Consider the following 12873-nt stretch of genomic DNA (forward strand, 5'->3'; position numbering starts at 1 on the left):
GTGCTGCCGGCCCAGACCATGGCTGACGATATGGGGGCCGACGACACCGGCCCGGCCGTCGCCTCGGTGCTGCCGATGGGCAGCCTGTACGAGGGCGCGCAGTTCCTGCTGTTCGAGCTGGTCGTGCTCAGGCTGCGCGATCGGCTCGGCGTCGCGCCCGAGGCGATGCGGGCGCGGCACACCAATCTCGAGTAGACCCATGGCGCACCGCCTCGACAGCCGCTGGACCCCGGTCTGGTTCCTCGCCCCGGCCGTGATTGCCCTGTTCGCGATCGGCATCTTCCCGACGCTCTACGCGCTGTGGAACTCGCTGCACCAGGTGATCCTGCCGAAGATCCCGCGCGAGGGGACGCCCTTCGTCGGCCTCGGCAACTACCTGTCGGTGCTGACCGACCCGACCTTCTGGGACGCGCTGGGCCGCACCCTGCTATTCCTGGTGATCGTGCTGCCGGCGGAGCTGCTGCTGGGCCTCGGCGTCGCCCTGCTGCTGCACAAGCCGGGCCTGTCCCTGCTGAAGACGCTGGCCCGGCTCAGCCTCGTCATCCCGATGGCCACCACCTATGCCGTGGTCGGGCTGATCGGCCGGCTGATCTTCAACCGCGATTTCGGCGTGGTGAACTGGTTCCTCGGCCTGGTCGGGATCGGTCCCATCGAGTGGCTGGGCGATCCGGGCTGGGCCTTCGTCTCGATCGCGCTGATGGACATCTGGCAGTGGACGCCGTTCTGCGCCCTGGTGCTGCTGGCCGGGCTGACCATGGTGCCGCCGGAGATCGAGGAGGCGGCGCGGCTGGAGACGAAGCGCTTCCGCCACATCCTGCGCCATGTCCAACTGCCCTTCCTGCTGCCGGGCATCACCGCCGTGCTGATCCTGCGCACCGCCGACACGCTGAAGCTGTTCGACATGATCTTCACCCTGACCCGCGGCGGGCCGGGCGCGGCGACCGAGCTGATCTCGATCACCATCCAGCGCATCGGCTTCCGGGTCTTCGACCAGGGCGTCGCCTCGGCTCAGGCGATCCTGCTGCTGGTCCTCACCATCGTGCTGTCGCGGATGTATATCCGCCTCGTCTACCAGGAGGTCGAGTGATGGTGGCCGCGACCGCAACGGCGCGGGCCGAGGCTCGGCCGGCCAAGGCCCGCATCCGGGTGTCGCCCTGGCATGCGATCGCGCTGATCGCGATCGCGCTCATCTGCGTCTTCCCGTTCTACTGGATGGTGACGACCAGCCTGAAGGACCAGGCGGTGGCGCTGGCCTCGCCGCCGGCCTGGCTGTTCGAGCCGACGCTGGAGCATTACCGCACCGTGCTGGGCCCGAAGGATGTCGGCCCCAGCCTCTTGAACTCGATCATCGTCGCGGTGTCGACCACGGCGCTGGCGATCCTGCTGGGCACGCCGGCGGCCTATGCCCTGGCGCGGTTCGAGTTCCGCGGCAAGTCCGACCTGTGGTTCTGGTTCATCACCAACCGCATGGTCAGCCCGATCGTGCTGGCGCTGCCGATCTTCCTGCTGGCCCGCAACCTGAACCTGATCGACACCCATCTGGTGCTGATCCTCTTGTACCTGACCTTCAACCTGCCAATCGTGGTGTGGATCTGCGCCGACCAGTTCCGCGGCATCCCGCGCGACCTGGACGACGCGGCGCGGATCGACGGCGCCTCGCGCTTCACCGTGTTCTGGCGCATCGCTCTGCCGCTGGCGGCGCCGGGCGTCGCCGTCTCGGCGATCTTCTCCTTCATCTTCTCCTGGAACGAGCTGCTCTACGCCCTGGTGCTGACGCGCAGCGCCAGCCGCACCGCGCCGGTGGCGGCGACCAGCTTCATGAGCGGCTACGATTTGCCCTGGGGCCAGATCATGGCCACCGGCACGCTGATCGTGCTGCCGGTCATCGTCTTCGCCCTGATCGTGTCGCGCCAGCTGGTCCGGGGGCTGACCATGGGGGCGGTGAAGTAGGACGCTGGAAAGGGGTACATTTTCATCTGTCATCCTCGGGCTTGACCCGAGGATCCAGGGGCTTTCAAGAGCGGCTCTCGGTGGCCCCTGGATTGCCGGGTCAAGCCCGGCAATGACAGATAAGGGGGCGTGATCGAAAGACCTTACGCCCCGGCCTTCCCTGGCCGATAGAACTCCGCGTCGTCCGGGCCGATCCGCTCCGGCCGCCACCAGCGCGCCGGCTGGAAGGTCTTCTCGATGCCGTCGGCCACGCCGAGAGTCAGGGCGAACAGCGCCATGCGCACCGGCACGCCGTTGTCGGTCTGGCGGAAGATCGCCAGGCGCGGATCGGTGTTCAGGTCCTGCGCCAGGTCGTTGGCGCCCGGCCGGCTGTCGCGCGGCAGCGGATGCATCACCACCGTGTGCGGCAGGCCATGGGCGTTCAGGATGCCCAGGCTGATCTGGAAATCGGGCGCGTAGTCGGCCGACAACTCGCCCTCGGCGAAGCGCTCCTTCTGCACCCGCGTCGCGTAGATCAGGTCGGCCTTGGCGACGCCGCGCGGCACCTCGTCATGCTCCTCGACCGTGTGGCCGCGGCTGCGGGCGTGCTCGACCAGCTCGGCCGGCATGCGCAGCGGCTCCGGCGAGACCAGGCTCAGGGTCAGGCCCTGGTACAGCGACAGGATGTGGATCAGCGAATGCACGGTGCGGCCGTATTTCAGATCGCCGACCAGGGCGATGCGGGCGCCGTTCACCGGCCGGCCGATGCGCGCGAATTCCTTCTCGATCGTATAGATGTCGAGCAGCGCCTGGGTCGGGTGCTCGCCGGCGCCGTTGCCGCCATTGATCACCGGGATGTGGGTGGCGGCGGCGAATTCGTGGATCGCCCGCTCCTCCGGATGGCGCATCACCACCGCGTCGACATAGCCCGCGACCACCCGGGCGGTGTCGTAGATCGACTCGCCCTTGGCGATCGAGGAGAAGGTGAAGCCGGTGGTGTTGACGATGGCGCCGCCGAGGCGCTGGAAGGCGGCCTCGAAGCTCAGCCGGGTGCGGGTCGACGCCTCGAAGAACAAGCTGCCCAGCACCGCGCCTTCCAGCACCCGCGTGGTGGCGCGGCCCTGGGCCACCGGGGCCAGCAGGTCGGCGACGCGGAACACCGCGGCGAGCGAGTCGAGCGTCAGCTCGCGCGTCGAGAGGAAGTGCCTGCCTTGAAAATCCATGATGTCAGCCCGCCATCCGGAGAAGGCACCCGGGCCGGGTGCCGATGCGGAGCCCAGTCATCTCAGCCTTCGCCGTCTTCCGCAAGCCGTTCCGCCAGCTTCTCGTCGGTGATCAGGACGTTGACGCAGCGGCGGCGCAGCGCGGCGCGGATGATCTCGAACTTGTAGCTGCCGCCGGAGGCCAGGACGACGGTCGGGATCCGGGCCAGGTCGTCCAGCGACAGCGCCACCATGCGCCGGTTCAGCGGGTGATCGACCGGCCGGCCCTCGGCGTCCAGCCAGGTGCCAAGCACGTCGCCGACGGCGCCGGCCGCCCGCAGCGCCGCGACCTCGCGGTCGACCACGCCCAGCGCCAGCATCAGGTTCTGGTCGGAGACGTTGCCGACGCTGACCAGGGCCAGGTCGGCCGACTTCGCCTTGTCGGTGATGTCGCGCAGCACGCCGCGGCCGAGAAGGCTGTCGCGCTGGGCCTCGTCATCGGCATAGACCGGGGCGGCCAGGTAGAAGCGGTCGGCGTCGTGCAGGTCGGCGAAGCGCGAGACGATCTCGAAGGTGTTCTCGCCCGAGCCGCGGGTCATGCTGCCGATCAGTGAGACGACGGACAGGTCGGTCATCCGGCGTCGCCGCATCGACTGCAGGCCCAGGCGCAGGGTCAGGCCCCAGCCGATGCCGACCAGCATGCCGTCATGCACCGCGTTCTCGACATAGCCGCCGAGGGCGACGCCGATGGCGGCGCGGATCTTGTCCTCGTCACGCGGCGTCGGCACCACCACCGCGTCGCGCAGCCCGTAGCGGCGGATCAGCGTCCGCTCCAGCGCCACGCAGGAGGCCAGCGGCGACTGGATGCGGATCTGGATCACCCCCGCCTCGCGGCAGGTCTGCAGGATCCGGTTCACCCGCAGCCGGGTCAGGCCCAGCCGCTCGGCGATCTCCGCCTGGGTCAGGCCCTCGACGAAATAGGCCCAGGCGATGCGGATCTGCTGTTGTTCCTCGGGGTCGACCGGCGGGTCGGCCGACTCCGCCTCCGGCAGCCGCCGGCGAGTCTTCACGGTCTCCAGGCGGCGGCGCGTCTCGCTCATCATGTCCGGTCCGGCATTTCCCGGCCGCCATGGTGGGGGCAGGGGCGGCCCGCTGCAAGCGGTCCCGCAGACGCTGCGGAAACGGAACGGGCCGCGCCGGAGTTCCGGAGCGGCCCGCTGCGTTTTCGATGATGGGACCATAGCAAACCCGGCGGCGCCGGACCAGCCGGGAAACGGCAGGCCAGACCCGGGCGGGCGGAAGGTTGCCGGCGGCGGCCCCGCGGCCATCTCAGGGGACGTGCGGCGACAGGGGGAGGCGGAATGCGCAAGGGCGATCTGACTCGACTGATCCGGATCCTGGGTATGCTCGGCTCCGACCATGACGGGGAACGGGCGGCCGCGGCCCTGGCGGCGGACAGGCTGGTGCGCGGCAGCGGCTGGACGTGGTGGGACCTGCTGGCGCCGGCCCGGGTGTCGCGACCGATCCGGTCGCAATGGATGGACCCGCTCACCGACCGGCTGGCCGCGGCGGATTCCCGGATGCGGCAACTGCGCAGCGAGAATGCCCGGCTGCAGGAGGAGATCCGGCGGCTGAAGCGGCGGCTCGATTTGCGCACCCGGCCGTTCCGCCCGGCCGAGGACAGGCCGCCGGCCGCACCCTGACCGTGATCGCCCGGAGCACGCAGGCTTCACGGAGGACTAACGGCCGCCCGCCCAAGGTGACGCCGGGTCGGACCCCACTGCCGAATCAGCCGAGGACCGTCGATGTCCGTGGGAAAGCGCAGCTATTACGATCTGTTCTCGGCACCGCTGGCGAAGCGGTACCTGGAGAGGCTCGACCGCGTGCAGGATCGCTGGGAGGTGCATTTCCTGCGCCGGGGATATGACTTCCTGCTCCGGAATATCCCGGAGGGCGCCATCTCGGCGCTCAACTATCTGGATCTGCCGCATGACCGCCGCGCGGCGGCCTTCGCCGGCGAGATGCCGGCGATGCCGATGACGAGCCAGGAGGCCAGGAGCATCCGCCAGGGGCTCCAGCACCTGCTCGCCGAGGCCGAGCAGGAGGCCGCTTCCGGCCTCGCGGCGGAGTTCGGCTAGAGGGGCCGGATCACACCTCGACCAGCGCCTTGATCACCCCGGCCTCCGGGCGGCTCCAGCCTGGCACCAGCGCCGGAACCTCGGCCAGGACGCCGCGATGGGTGCCGAGCGCATCGGTCGGCACATGGCCGGCCTGCATCGACGCCAGCACATGCTCGAAATCCTCGCGGGTGGCGTTGCGGCTGGCCAGCAGCGTGGTCTCGCGCTTGTGGAATTCGGGGTCGGAGAAGCCGATCTCGCCCATGACGATGCTGAGCAGGACGTAGCTGCCGGCATGGCCGACATAGGAGAAGCCCTTGCGCATCGCCGCCGGGCTGCCGGTGGCGTCGACCACCAGGTCGAAGAACGCGCCGTCCGTCGCCTGCTTCAGCCGGTCGTCGATGTCGCCGCCACCCTCGAACACCGCATCGGCCTTCAGCACGTCGCGGCTGAAGGCCAGGCGACCGGGGTTCAGGTCCAGCACGCTGACATGGGCGCCGCGCAGCTTGGCGAAGATGGTGGCGGCGATGCCGATCGGCCCGGCGCCGACCACCAGCACCCGGTCGCCCGTGCCCGGGGCGCCGCGGCGAATGCCATGAGCGCCGATCGCCAGGAACTCCACCATCGCCGCCTGGTCCAGGCTCAAGCCTTTGGCCGGGACCACATTCTCCTCCGGCAGCGACAGGAACTCGCACAGGCCGCCATCGCGATGCACGCCCAGCACCGACAGGGTGCGGCAGCAATTGGTGCGGCCGCGGCGGCAGGCGCCGCAGGTGCCGCAATGCAGATAGGGCTGGATGGCGACGACCTGGCCCGGGCGGAAGGCGCTGCCGGCATCGGCTTCCACCACCTCGGCGCCCAGCTCGTGGCCGATCACGCGGGGATACTCGAAATAGGGCTGGTTGCCCTTGTAGATGTGATAGTCGGTGCCGCAGATGCCGACCCGGCGAATCCGCACCAGCACCTCGCCCGGGCGGCGCTGCGGCTCCGGCCGGTCGATCAGGCGCAGGGCCTCGGGTTTCTCGCAGAGGATCGCTTTCATCGTCGGTCCATGTCGGGCTTCGCAGTGGGGTGGTCCCAAATTGATCGGACAAATCGCGATTGTCGAGCGCGTTTGACTGGAAAGCCGGGCCGGATCTGGGACAGACTTGCGGCCTTGAGTCCCAGAGGCCCGTCCAGGGCCGACCATCCGGGGGAAGCCAGGAGTGCAGAGAGTCGCCGAGGCGGCACGCAGCGGGAATGCGCCGCCGGCCATCGCGTTTTCCGGGATCTCGGTCGCCTATCCGCTGAAGGGCGGCGGCCGCTACGTCGCGCTGGGCGAGACCGACCTGGTGGTGGCGGATGGCGAGTTCACCGCCATCGTCGGCCCCACCGGCTGCGGCAAGTCGACCCTGCTGAACGTCGCCGCCGGCCTGGTGCCGGCGGCCTCCGGCGGCTGCGCCGTGTTCGGCAAGCAGTTGCAGGGGCTGAACCGCGACGCCGGCTACCTGTTCCAGGCCGACCCGCTGATGCCGTGGAAGACCGCGCGCGACAACGTCGCCGTCGGCCTCGCGGTGCGCGGCGTGGCGGCGAAGGAGGCCCGCGATCGGGCGCAGTCCTGGCTGACGCGGGTCGGGCTGGCGTCGATGGGTGACCGCTACCCGCACCAGCTGTCCGGCGGCCAAAAGAAGCGCGTCGCCCTGGCCCAGATGCTGATCCTGGAGCCGAAGCTGCTGCTGATGGACGAGCCGTTCGGGCCGCTCGACGCCCAGACCCGGATCGTGATGGGCGATCTGCTGCTGTCGCTGTGGTCGGCCGAGCGCAAGGCGGTGCTGTTCGTCACTCATGACCTGGAGGAGGCGATCGCCCTGGCCGACCGGGTGGTGGTGCTGTCGGCCGGGCCGCAGGCGCGGATCATCGCCGACCACCGGGTCGGGCTGGCCCGGCCGCGCGAGCTGGCGGAATCCCGCCACGATCCCGAATTCGTGGCGCTGCACCGGGCGATCTGGGCGGCGCTGAAGGATGAGGTGATGAAGGCCTATGGCGATGTCGTCTGAGGGGAGCCGCGGCCGCATCCTGGCCTGGCAGATCGCGGTCGCGGTGATCTGCCTCCTCGCCTGGCACATCCTGACGGCGACCAGGATCCTCGACCCGTTCTTCTTCGCCACGCCGCTGAGCGTGATCGAGCGCACCTGGAAGGACTTCGCCTCCGGCGTGATCTGGCGGCATCTCGGCGTCACCCTGCTGGAGACGGTGCTGGCCTTCGCCATCGGCTCGCTTGGAGGCGTCGCGCTGGGCTTCTGGTTCGCCCGGCGGGCGATGGCGGCGGCGGTGTTCGACCCCTACATCAAGGCCGCCAACGCGCTGCCCCGGGTGGTGCTGGCGCCGATCTTCGCGCTGTGGTTCGGCCTCGGCATCTGGTCGAAGGTGGCGCTGGGCGTGACGCTGGTGTTCTTCATCGTCTTCTTCAACGTCTACCAGGGCGTGCGCGAGGTCAGCCCGACCGTGCTGGCCAATGCCCGGATGCTGGGGATGAATGACCGGCAGCTGCTGCGCCATGTCTACCTGCCCTCGGCGCTGTCCTGGGTGTTCTCCAGCCTGCACACCTCGGTCGGCTTCGCCCTGGTCGGCGCCGTGGTCGGCGAATATCTCGGCGCCACCGCGGGGCTCGGCTACCGCATCGCCCAGGCCGAGGGCGTGTTCGACGTGGTCGGCGTGTTCTCCGGCATGCTGGTGCTGTCGGCCTTCGTGGTGGCGATCGACGCCGCCGTCTCGGTGATCGAGCGGCGGCATCTGGTGTGGCGGCCGGAGAGCGCGGGCAGCGCCTCGGCCCAGGGATGACGGGAGGAAACGGATGAAGACCCTGCTGCGCGGAATGGCGCTGGTCCTCGGCCTGGCGCTGGCGGCGCCGGCGGCTGTGGCGGCGCCGGAGAAGACGCATGTCAACATCGGCGTCGGCGGCAAGCCGCTCCTGTACTATCTGCCGCTGACGATCGCGGAGAAGAAGGGCTTCTTCAAGGAGGAGGGGCTGGACGTCGAGATCAGCGATTTCGCCGGCGGCGCCAAGAGCCTGCAGGCGATGATGGGCGGGTCGACCGACGTCACCACCGGCGCCTATGAGCACACCATCCTGATGCAGGCCAAGGGCCAGGACATCCGGGCGCTGATCGAGCTCGGCCGCTTCCCCGGCATCGTGCTGGTGGTGCGGAAGTCGCTGGCCGGCGAGATCAAGTCGGTGGCCGACCTGAAGGGCCGCAAGATCGGCGTCACCGCCCCAGGCTCCTCGACCAACTTCTTCGTCAACGCGCTGCTGGCCAAGGAAGGGCTGACGCCGGAGGACGTGTCCTTCGTCTCGGTCGGCGGCGGCCCCAGCGCCGTGGCGGCGATGGAGCATGGCGAGATCGACGCCATGGCCAATCTCGACCCGGTGATCTCCAAGCTGCAGTCCAGCGGCGCCGCCGACGTGCTGATCGACACCCGGACGGAGGAGGGGGTGAAGTCGGTGTTCGGCGGCCCGGTGCCGGCGGCGGTGCTCTACGCCAAGGAAGACTTCATCGAGGAGAACCCGGAAACGGCGCAGGCGCTGGTCAACGCCTTCATGAAGTCGCTGCGCTGGCTGGCGACCGCCAAGCCGGAGGACGTCGCGGCCGTGGTGCCGGAGGAGTTCCTGCTCGGCGACCGGGGCCTCTACGTCCAGTCGGTGCAGAACTCGCTGCCGATGTACTCCCGCGACGGGCTGATCAAGCCGGAGGGGATGCAGACCGCGCTGGACATCCTGCACCGCTTCAGCCCGGAGCTGAAGGACGCCCAGATCGACCTGTCCAAGACCTGGGACCCGCGCTTCGCCGAGAAGGCGCAGGCGATCAAGTAGGATCACGACGGAACGGAGCCCGACGATGCGTTTCCTGATCCTGAGCCTTGCCGCTCTTGTCGCGACGGAAGCGCATGCCGAGGGCTTCGCCGTCCGCGACCTGTCGACCATAGCGGACGATGCGAGCACCGCGCTCGGGGCCGGCTTCATCCACAGGGTGGCCCCCGAGCGCGTCACGCTGTTCTGCTCCGGCTGCAAGGGCGGACCGATGATCGACATCCTGCTCGGCCGCCAGACCGACGGCACGGAGCAGCGCGTCCGCTCGGGCCAGACCTCGATGACCGATCTGGAACGGCTCTGCCAGGCCAAGGACCCGGCCTGCAGCCTGACAGAGTTGAACGTCTCGCCCGCGGTGGGGTGGCTGACCACATGGCCAATGGGATCCCATACGGGGTCCACCGCCGTCATCCTGCGCGACGGCGATCTCCTGACGATCCGGTCCATTGCCGCCGACGCGGATACCGCCCGGAGCAATGCCGAGACGCTCGTAAAGGCCGTGTCGGCCAAGGTGATCGGCCGCTAGGCACCGTTCCGGCGCCTCCCGCTGCCGCCGTTGCCGTGTGGTAGGGACCGAGAACTCTTGACTCGATATTTCTCCATATCGTTAAATATTTCTAGATTGGTGAAGGAGATGAGCCATGGCTGAGTCCGTCTCGCGCCCGGCGCTGACGCCGAGCGTGTTCTACAAGGACCCCTGGGCCGCCCTCGACTGGCTGGAGAAGGCCTTCGGCTTCGAGCGCTGCATGGTGATCACCGACCAGGACGGGAATCTGGCCCATTCCGAGATGCGGGTCGGCGGCGACGGGCTGATCTATGTCGGGTCGGAATGGGCCGAGTTCGTCGCCAGCCCGGCCTCGATCGGCGGCAAGAACACGCAGATGCTCCATGTCCGGGTCGATCGCGACATCGACGGGCACTGCGCCCGGGCGCGGGCCGCGGGGGCGGTGGTCCCGCAGGATCCGGCCGACCAGTTCTACGGCGACCGCACCTATCGCGCGACCGATCCGGAAGGCCATGTCTGGGTCTTCGGCCAGGCCATCCGCCAGGTCTCGCGCGAGGAGGCGGAGCAGGCCTCGGGGCTGAAGATCGAAGGCTGGATGTGAAGGCCGCCGTCGCCAGCCTCGACCAGACAGTGCTTGACCGCACCTTGGCGGCGCTGGCCGATCCGCATCGTCGGCGGGTGGTCGAGCTGCTGCGCGAGCGGCCGCGGCGGGCGGGGGAGCTGGCGGAGGCACTGGGCCTCAACCCGCCGGCGCTCAGCCGCCACCTGCGGACGCTGAAGGCGGGGGGGCTGGTCGAGGAGGCGCATCCGGAGTTCGATGCCCGTGTCCGCATCTACAGCCTGAGGCCGGAACCGATGGCCGATCTGAAAGCCTGGCTGGCCGAGACCGAACGGCTCTGGGTCGACCAGCTCGCCGCGTTCAAGGCGCATCTGGAGCGACCGGAATGACGTCCAGGATCCTGGTTTCGCTGCGCGTCGACGCGACGCCGGAACGGGCCTTCACCGCCTTCGTCCGCGACATCGGCCTGTGGTGGCGGCCGAACGCCCTGTTCCGGTTCAGCCCGGGCGCGCCCGGCATGCTGCGTTTCGAGCAGGGGCCCGGCGGCCGGTTCACCGAGACATATGTGGACGGCCGGGTGTTCGAGATCGGCCGGATCCTGGTGTGGGAACCGGGAAGCCGCCTGGTCTTCTCCTGGCGGCAGGCCAGCTTCGCGCCCGACCAGGCCACCGAGGTCGAGGTCCGGTTCGACCCGGTCGGCGACCAGACGCGGGTGACCGTCGAGCACCGCGGCTGGGACAGCGTGCCCCAGCAGCATGTCGCCCGGCACCGCTTCCCCGACGGGATCTTCCTGCAGCGCCACGGCGAATGGTGGCAGGCCCTGCTCGGGTCCTATCGGGAAGCGGCGCGGTTCGACGGGTAGCTTTGCCTCATCCTCTCTCGAAAAAACGCGTCATTGCGAGGAGGCGAAGCCGACGAAGCAATCCAGCGCCGGTTCGTGCGGCCCCTGGATTGCTTCGCTGCGCTCGCAATGACGGTTCATTCCTGGTTCCCTATCGTGGCCCCCGTGCCTCCGCCACCTTCTGTCGGATCTCCCCGGCAAAGGTGGCGGCCTGGATCGGCTTCTGGATGTAGGAGGAGCCGCCGGCGGTCAGGGCCTGGTCGATCAGGCTCATGTCGCGGGTGGCGCTGATCATGATCACCGGCAGGTCGCCATAGCCGCCATGCCCGCGGATCAGCGAGCACAGCTCGGTGCCGGAGACCTCGGGCATGACGATGTCGATCAGCACGGCGTCGAAATCCCCGGCCGGCTGGCCGCCATCCTCGAGATGCAGCGCGGCCATGGCCTCGGCGGCGCTGGCGCAGGTCTCGACGGCGATGTCGTCGGCCCGCAGCATCGCGGCGGCGAATTCCAGGAACAGCTCGTCGTCGTCGACGAGGAGGATCTTCATCGGCCCGGCCTGCCCGGTCACGGCCGAAAAACCCGTCGGATCACGAGCGTCTTCCCCGAAGGCGAGGCCGGCGGTTTCCGACATGACGCATTTCCCGCTGCTGCTCCGCTGTCCGTGGTCGGCATGCCCTGCCCGTGCTGAAGGCCGGCCATCCCGGCCGGCGAGGAATTGCAGATAATCAATACGACGGCAAATGGTTCCCGGCGTCTCGTGTGAACGTTACCATCGTTCGATTCCCCACGCTATGCGCCGCGATGATCGGTACGGATGGCGGCGGCGAGCGCGCTGGCCGGCATGGGCTGGCCGAACAGATAACCCTGTCCCTGCTCGACGCCGAGCCGCCGCAGGATGTCCCGCTGGGCCGGGCTCTCGACATGCTCGGCGCAGAGCGAGACGCCGAAGGTCTCGGCGAAGCGGGCGACGCCGTCGATCAGCCTTTCGCAGCGCGGGTCGGTCGCCACGGTCTGCACGATCTCGCCGGCGATCTTGATGGCGGAGAAGGGCAGCCGCGACAGCGCCGCCAGATTGGCCTCGCCGCTGCCGAAATCGTCCAGCTCGAAGGCGATGCCGAGCCCGACCATGCGCTCCACCACCGCTTCGACCTCGGCCGGCATGCGGGTCAGGGCGCGCTCGACGATCTCGATCTGCAGCAGGCTCAGCGGCAGCCCCGCCTCGCTCATGCGGCTCAGCATCGCGGTGAACACGGCGTCGGACTGCATCACCGAGACCGGGATGTTGATCGAGATCGGCACCAGCGCGTCGCGCGGCAGCTCGATCAGCGTGTCCGCCAGCGATTGCAGCAGCCACTCGGTGTATTTCAGCGCCAGGTCGGGCCGCCGCTCGACCCAGGGGATGAAATGGCTGGGCGCCAGCACGCCGAGGGTCGGGTGGTTCCAGCGGGCCAGCGCCTCGAAGCCGGTGACCCGGCCGCTGACTAGGTTGACCCGCGGCTGGAACACCAGGCCGATCTGGTTCGACTGCAGCGCCGCCGGGATGTCGAACTCGACCGCCGAGATCGACATCGCGCGGCGCACCTCCGGCGTGGCGGCGGAGGCGATGCCGGTGGCCGACTGCTTGGCGTAGTACATCGCCATGTCGGCCAGGCGCTTCAGCAGGGCCGGGTCGGATTCATGGTCCGGGCAGGTGGCGATGCCGATGCTGCAATAGATCGGCAGCCGGTAGCCGCGCAGCATCGCCGGCTCCTTCAGCGCCCGGGTGATCCGCCCGGCGGCGGCCGTCGCCGTGCCGGCATCGGCGGCGACGATGGCGGCGAACTCGTCGCCGCCCAGCCGGGCCACGAAGGCCTCGGTCGACAGGGCCCGG

The 12873-nt window shown here is 69.4% G+C and carries 16 protein-coding genes and 1 pseudogene; 12 read left to right on the plus strand and 5 right to left on the minus strand.

The window, feature by feature from the left end:
• The 3 genes and pseudogenes from P409_RS12580 to P409_RS12590 all read left to right on the plus strand — a co-directional run.
• A pseudogene (locus P409_RS12580) lies at positions 1 to 195 on the plus strand (hypothetical protein); the annotation flags it as partial.
• Positions 196 to 199: 4 nt separating this feature from the next.
• The gene (locus P409_RS12585) at positions 200 to 1087 is read left to right on the plus strand and encodes a carbohydrate ABC transporter permease (protein ID WP_034836557.1); all 888 of its coding nucleotides are present in this window, start codon (positions 200 to 202) and stop codon (positions 1085 to 1087) included.
• Positions 1087 to 1950, plus strand: coding sequence for a carbohydrate ABC transporter permease (locus P409_RS12590; RefSeq protein ID WP_081991459.1), 864 nt, complete (start codon positions 1087 to 1089; stop codon positions 1948 to 1950). The genes P409_RS12585 and P409_RS12590 overlap by 1 nt, the downstream gene beginning before the upstream one ends.
• A gap of 143 nt (positions 1951 to 2093) precedes the next feature.
• Here the strand turns inward: P409_RS12590 and pyrB are convergent, their stop codons facing one another.
• Together pyrB and P409_RS12600 are read right to left on the minus strand one after the other, a co-directional pair.
• On the minus strand, positions 2094 to 3152 hold the full coding sequence (gene pyrB / locus P409_RS12595; protein ID WP_034836559.1) for an aspartate carbamoyltransferase: 1059 nt from the start codon (positions 3150 to 3152) through the stop codon (positions 2094 to 2096).
• Positions 3153 to 3214: 62 nt separating this feature from the next.
• Positions 3215 to 4231: a sugar-binding transcriptional regulator gene (locus P409_RS12600; RefSeq protein ID WP_161790388.1), complete on the minus strand. Its 1017-nt coding sequence runs from the start codon at positions 4229 to 4231 to the stop codon at positions 3215 to 3217.
• Between the two features lie 261 nt (positions 4232 to 4492).
• Here P409_RS12600 and P409_RS12605 point away from each other — a divergent pair, with 261 nt between their 5' ends.
• Both P409_RS12605 and P409_RS12610 read left to right on the plus strand, forming a co-directional pair.
• Complete coding sequence (locus tag P409_RS12605) at positions 4493 to 4834, plus strand: hypothetical protein (protein WP_034836562.1); 342 nt, start codon at positions 4493 to 4495, stop codon at positions 4832 to 4834.
• 102 nt (positions 4835 to 4936) lie between these two features.
• The gene (locus P409_RS12610; RefSeq protein ID WP_034836564.1) at positions 4937 to 5269 is read left to right on the plus strand and encodes a hypothetical protein; all 333 of its coding nucleotides are present in this window, start codon (positions 4937 to 4939) and stop codon (positions 5267 to 5269) included.
• 10 nt (positions 5270 to 5279) lie between these two features.
• On the opposite strand, the gene P409_RS12615 is transcribed toward P409_RS12610, so the two are convergent.
• Positions 5280 to 6290 carry a zinc-binding alcohol dehydrogenase family protein gene (locus P409_RS12615; RefSeq protein ID WP_034836567.1) on the minus strand — a complete coding sequence of 337 codons (1011 nt, stop codon included), beginning with the start codon at positions 6288 to 6290 and terminating at the stop codon, positions 5280 to 5282.
• Between the two features lie 163 nt (positions 6291 to 6453).
• On the opposite strand from P409_RS12615, the gene P409_RS12620 reads away from it, so the two are divergent.
• The 7 genes from P409_RS12620 (at position 6454) to P409_RS12650 (ending at position 11021) form a co-directional block, all read left to right on the plus strand.
• Positions 6454 to 7284, plus strand: coding sequence for an ABC transporter ATP-binding protein (locus P409_RS12620; RefSeq protein ID WP_081991462.1), 831 nt, complete (start codon positions 6454 to 6456; stop codon positions 7282 to 7284).
• A complete protein-coding gene (locus tag P409_RS12625; RefSeq protein ID WP_034836590.1) occupies positions 7274 to 8068 on the plus strand; it encodes an ABC transporter permease in 795 nt (264 codons plus the stop codon). Before P409_RS12620 ends, P409_RS12625 begins: the two co-directional genes overlap by 11 nt.
• Positions 8069 to 8081: 13 nt before the next feature.
• The gene (locus P409_RS12630; RefSeq protein ID WP_034836570.1) at positions 8082 to 9098 is read left to right on the plus strand and encodes an ABC transporter substrate-binding protein; all 1017 of its coding nucleotides are present in this window, start codon (positions 8082 to 8084) and stop codon (positions 9096 to 9098) included.
• A 25-nt stretch (positions 9099 to 9123) separates the two neighbouring features.
• Positions 9124 to 9621: a hypothetical protein gene (locus tag P409_RS12635; RefSeq protein WP_034836573.1), complete on the plus strand. Its 498-nt coding sequence runs from the start codon at positions 9124 to 9126 to the stop codon at positions 9619 to 9621.
• A 115-nt stretch (positions 9622 to 9736) separates the two neighbouring features.
• Positions 9737 to 10201, plus strand: a complete 465-nt coding sequence (locus P409_RS40335; protein ID WP_034836576.1) for a VOC family protein — start codon at positions 9737 to 9739, stop codon at positions 10199 to 10201.
• Complete coding sequence (locus P409_RS40340; protein ID WP_238578672.1) at positions 10198 to 10548, plus strand: ArsR/SmtB family transcription factor; 351 nt, start codon at positions 10198 to 10200, stop codon at positions 10546 to 10548. Before P409_RS40335 ends, P409_RS40340 begins: the two co-directional genes overlap by 4 nt.
• Positions 10545 to 11021 carry an SRPBCC family protein gene (locus P409_RS12650; RefSeq protein WP_034836578.1) on the plus strand — a complete coding sequence of 159 codons (477 nt, stop codon included), beginning with the start codon at positions 10545 to 10547 and terminating at the stop codon, positions 11019 to 11021. The genes P409_RS40340 and P409_RS12650 overlap by 4 nt, the downstream gene beginning before the upstream one ends.
• A gap of 130 nt (positions 11022 to 11151) precedes the next feature.
• Here P409_RS12650 and P409_RS12655 read toward each other — a convergent pair whose 3' ends face one another.
• Entirely contained in the window at positions 11152 to 11550 is a 399-nt protein-coding gene (locus P409_RS12655) for a response regulator (RefSeq protein WP_161790389.1), read from the minus strand.
• A 242-nt stretch (positions 11551 to 11792) separates the two neighbouring features.
• A partial coding sequence (locus P409_RS12660; protein WP_034836582.1) for a GGDEF domain-containing phosphodiesterase occupies positions 11793 to 12873 on the minus strand: 1081 nt, incomplete at its 5' end.

This window comes from Inquilinus limosus MP06 (genome assembly GCF_000767795.1).
GTDB classification, from domain to species: domain Bacteria; phylum Pseudomonadota; class Alphaproteobacteria; order DSM-16000; family Inquilinaceae; genus Inquilinus; species Inquilinus limosus_E.

Bases quoted from the DNA above. Each gene is read 5' to 3' on its own strand.
- P409_RS12585 (WP_034836557.1), top strand. From the start codon at position 200: ATGGCGCACCGCCTCGACAGCCGCTGGACCCCGGTCTGGTTCCTCGCC.
- P409_RS12590 (WP_081991459.1), top strand. From the start codon at position 1,087: ATGGTGGCCGCGACCGCAACGGCGCGGGCCGAGGCTCGGCCGGCCAAG.
- pyrB (WP_034836559.1), bottom strand. From the start codon at position 3,152: ATGGATTTTCAAGGCAGGCACTTCCTCTCGACGCGCGAGCTGACGCTC.
- P409_RS12600 (WP_161790388.1), bottom strand. From the start codon at position 4,231: ATGAGCGAGACGCGCCGCCGCCTGGAGACCGTGAAGACTCGCCGGCGG.
- P409_RS12605 (WP_034836562.1), top strand. From the start codon at position 4,493: ATGCGCAAGGGCGATCTGACTCGACTGATCCGGATCCTGGGTATGCTC.
- P409_RS12610 (WP_034836564.1), top strand. From the start codon at position 4,937: ATGTCCGTGGGAAAGCGCAGCTATTACGATCTGTTCTCGGCACCGCTG.
- P409_RS12615 (WP_034836567.1), bottom strand. From the start codon at position 6,290: ATGAAAGCGATCCTCTGCGAGAAACCCGAGGCCCTGCGCCTGATCGAC.
- P409_RS12625 (WP_034836590.1), top strand. From the start codon at position 7,274: ATGTCGTCTGAGGGGAGCCGCGGCCGCATCCTGGCCTGGCAGATCGCG.
- P409_RS12630 (WP_034836570.1), top strand. From the start codon at position 8,082: ATGAAGACCCTGCTGCGCGGAATGGCGCTGGTCCTCGGCCTGGCGCTG.
- P409_RS12635 (WP_034836573.1), top strand. From the start codon at position 9,124: ATGCGTTTCCTGATCCTGAGCCTTGCCGCTCTTGTCGCGACGGAAGCG.
- P409_RS40335 (WP_034836576.1), top strand. From the start codon at position 9,737: ATGGCTGAGTCCGTCTCGCGCCCGGCGCTGACGCCGAGCGTGTTCTAC.
- P409_RS12650 (WP_034836578.1), top strand. From the start codon at position 10,545: ATGACGTCCAGGATCCTGGTTTCGCTGCGCGTCGACGCGACGCCGGAA.
- P409_RS12655 (WP_161790389.1), bottom strand. From the start codon at position 11,550: ATGAAGATCCTCCTCGTCGACGACGACGAGCTGTTCCTGGAATTCGCC.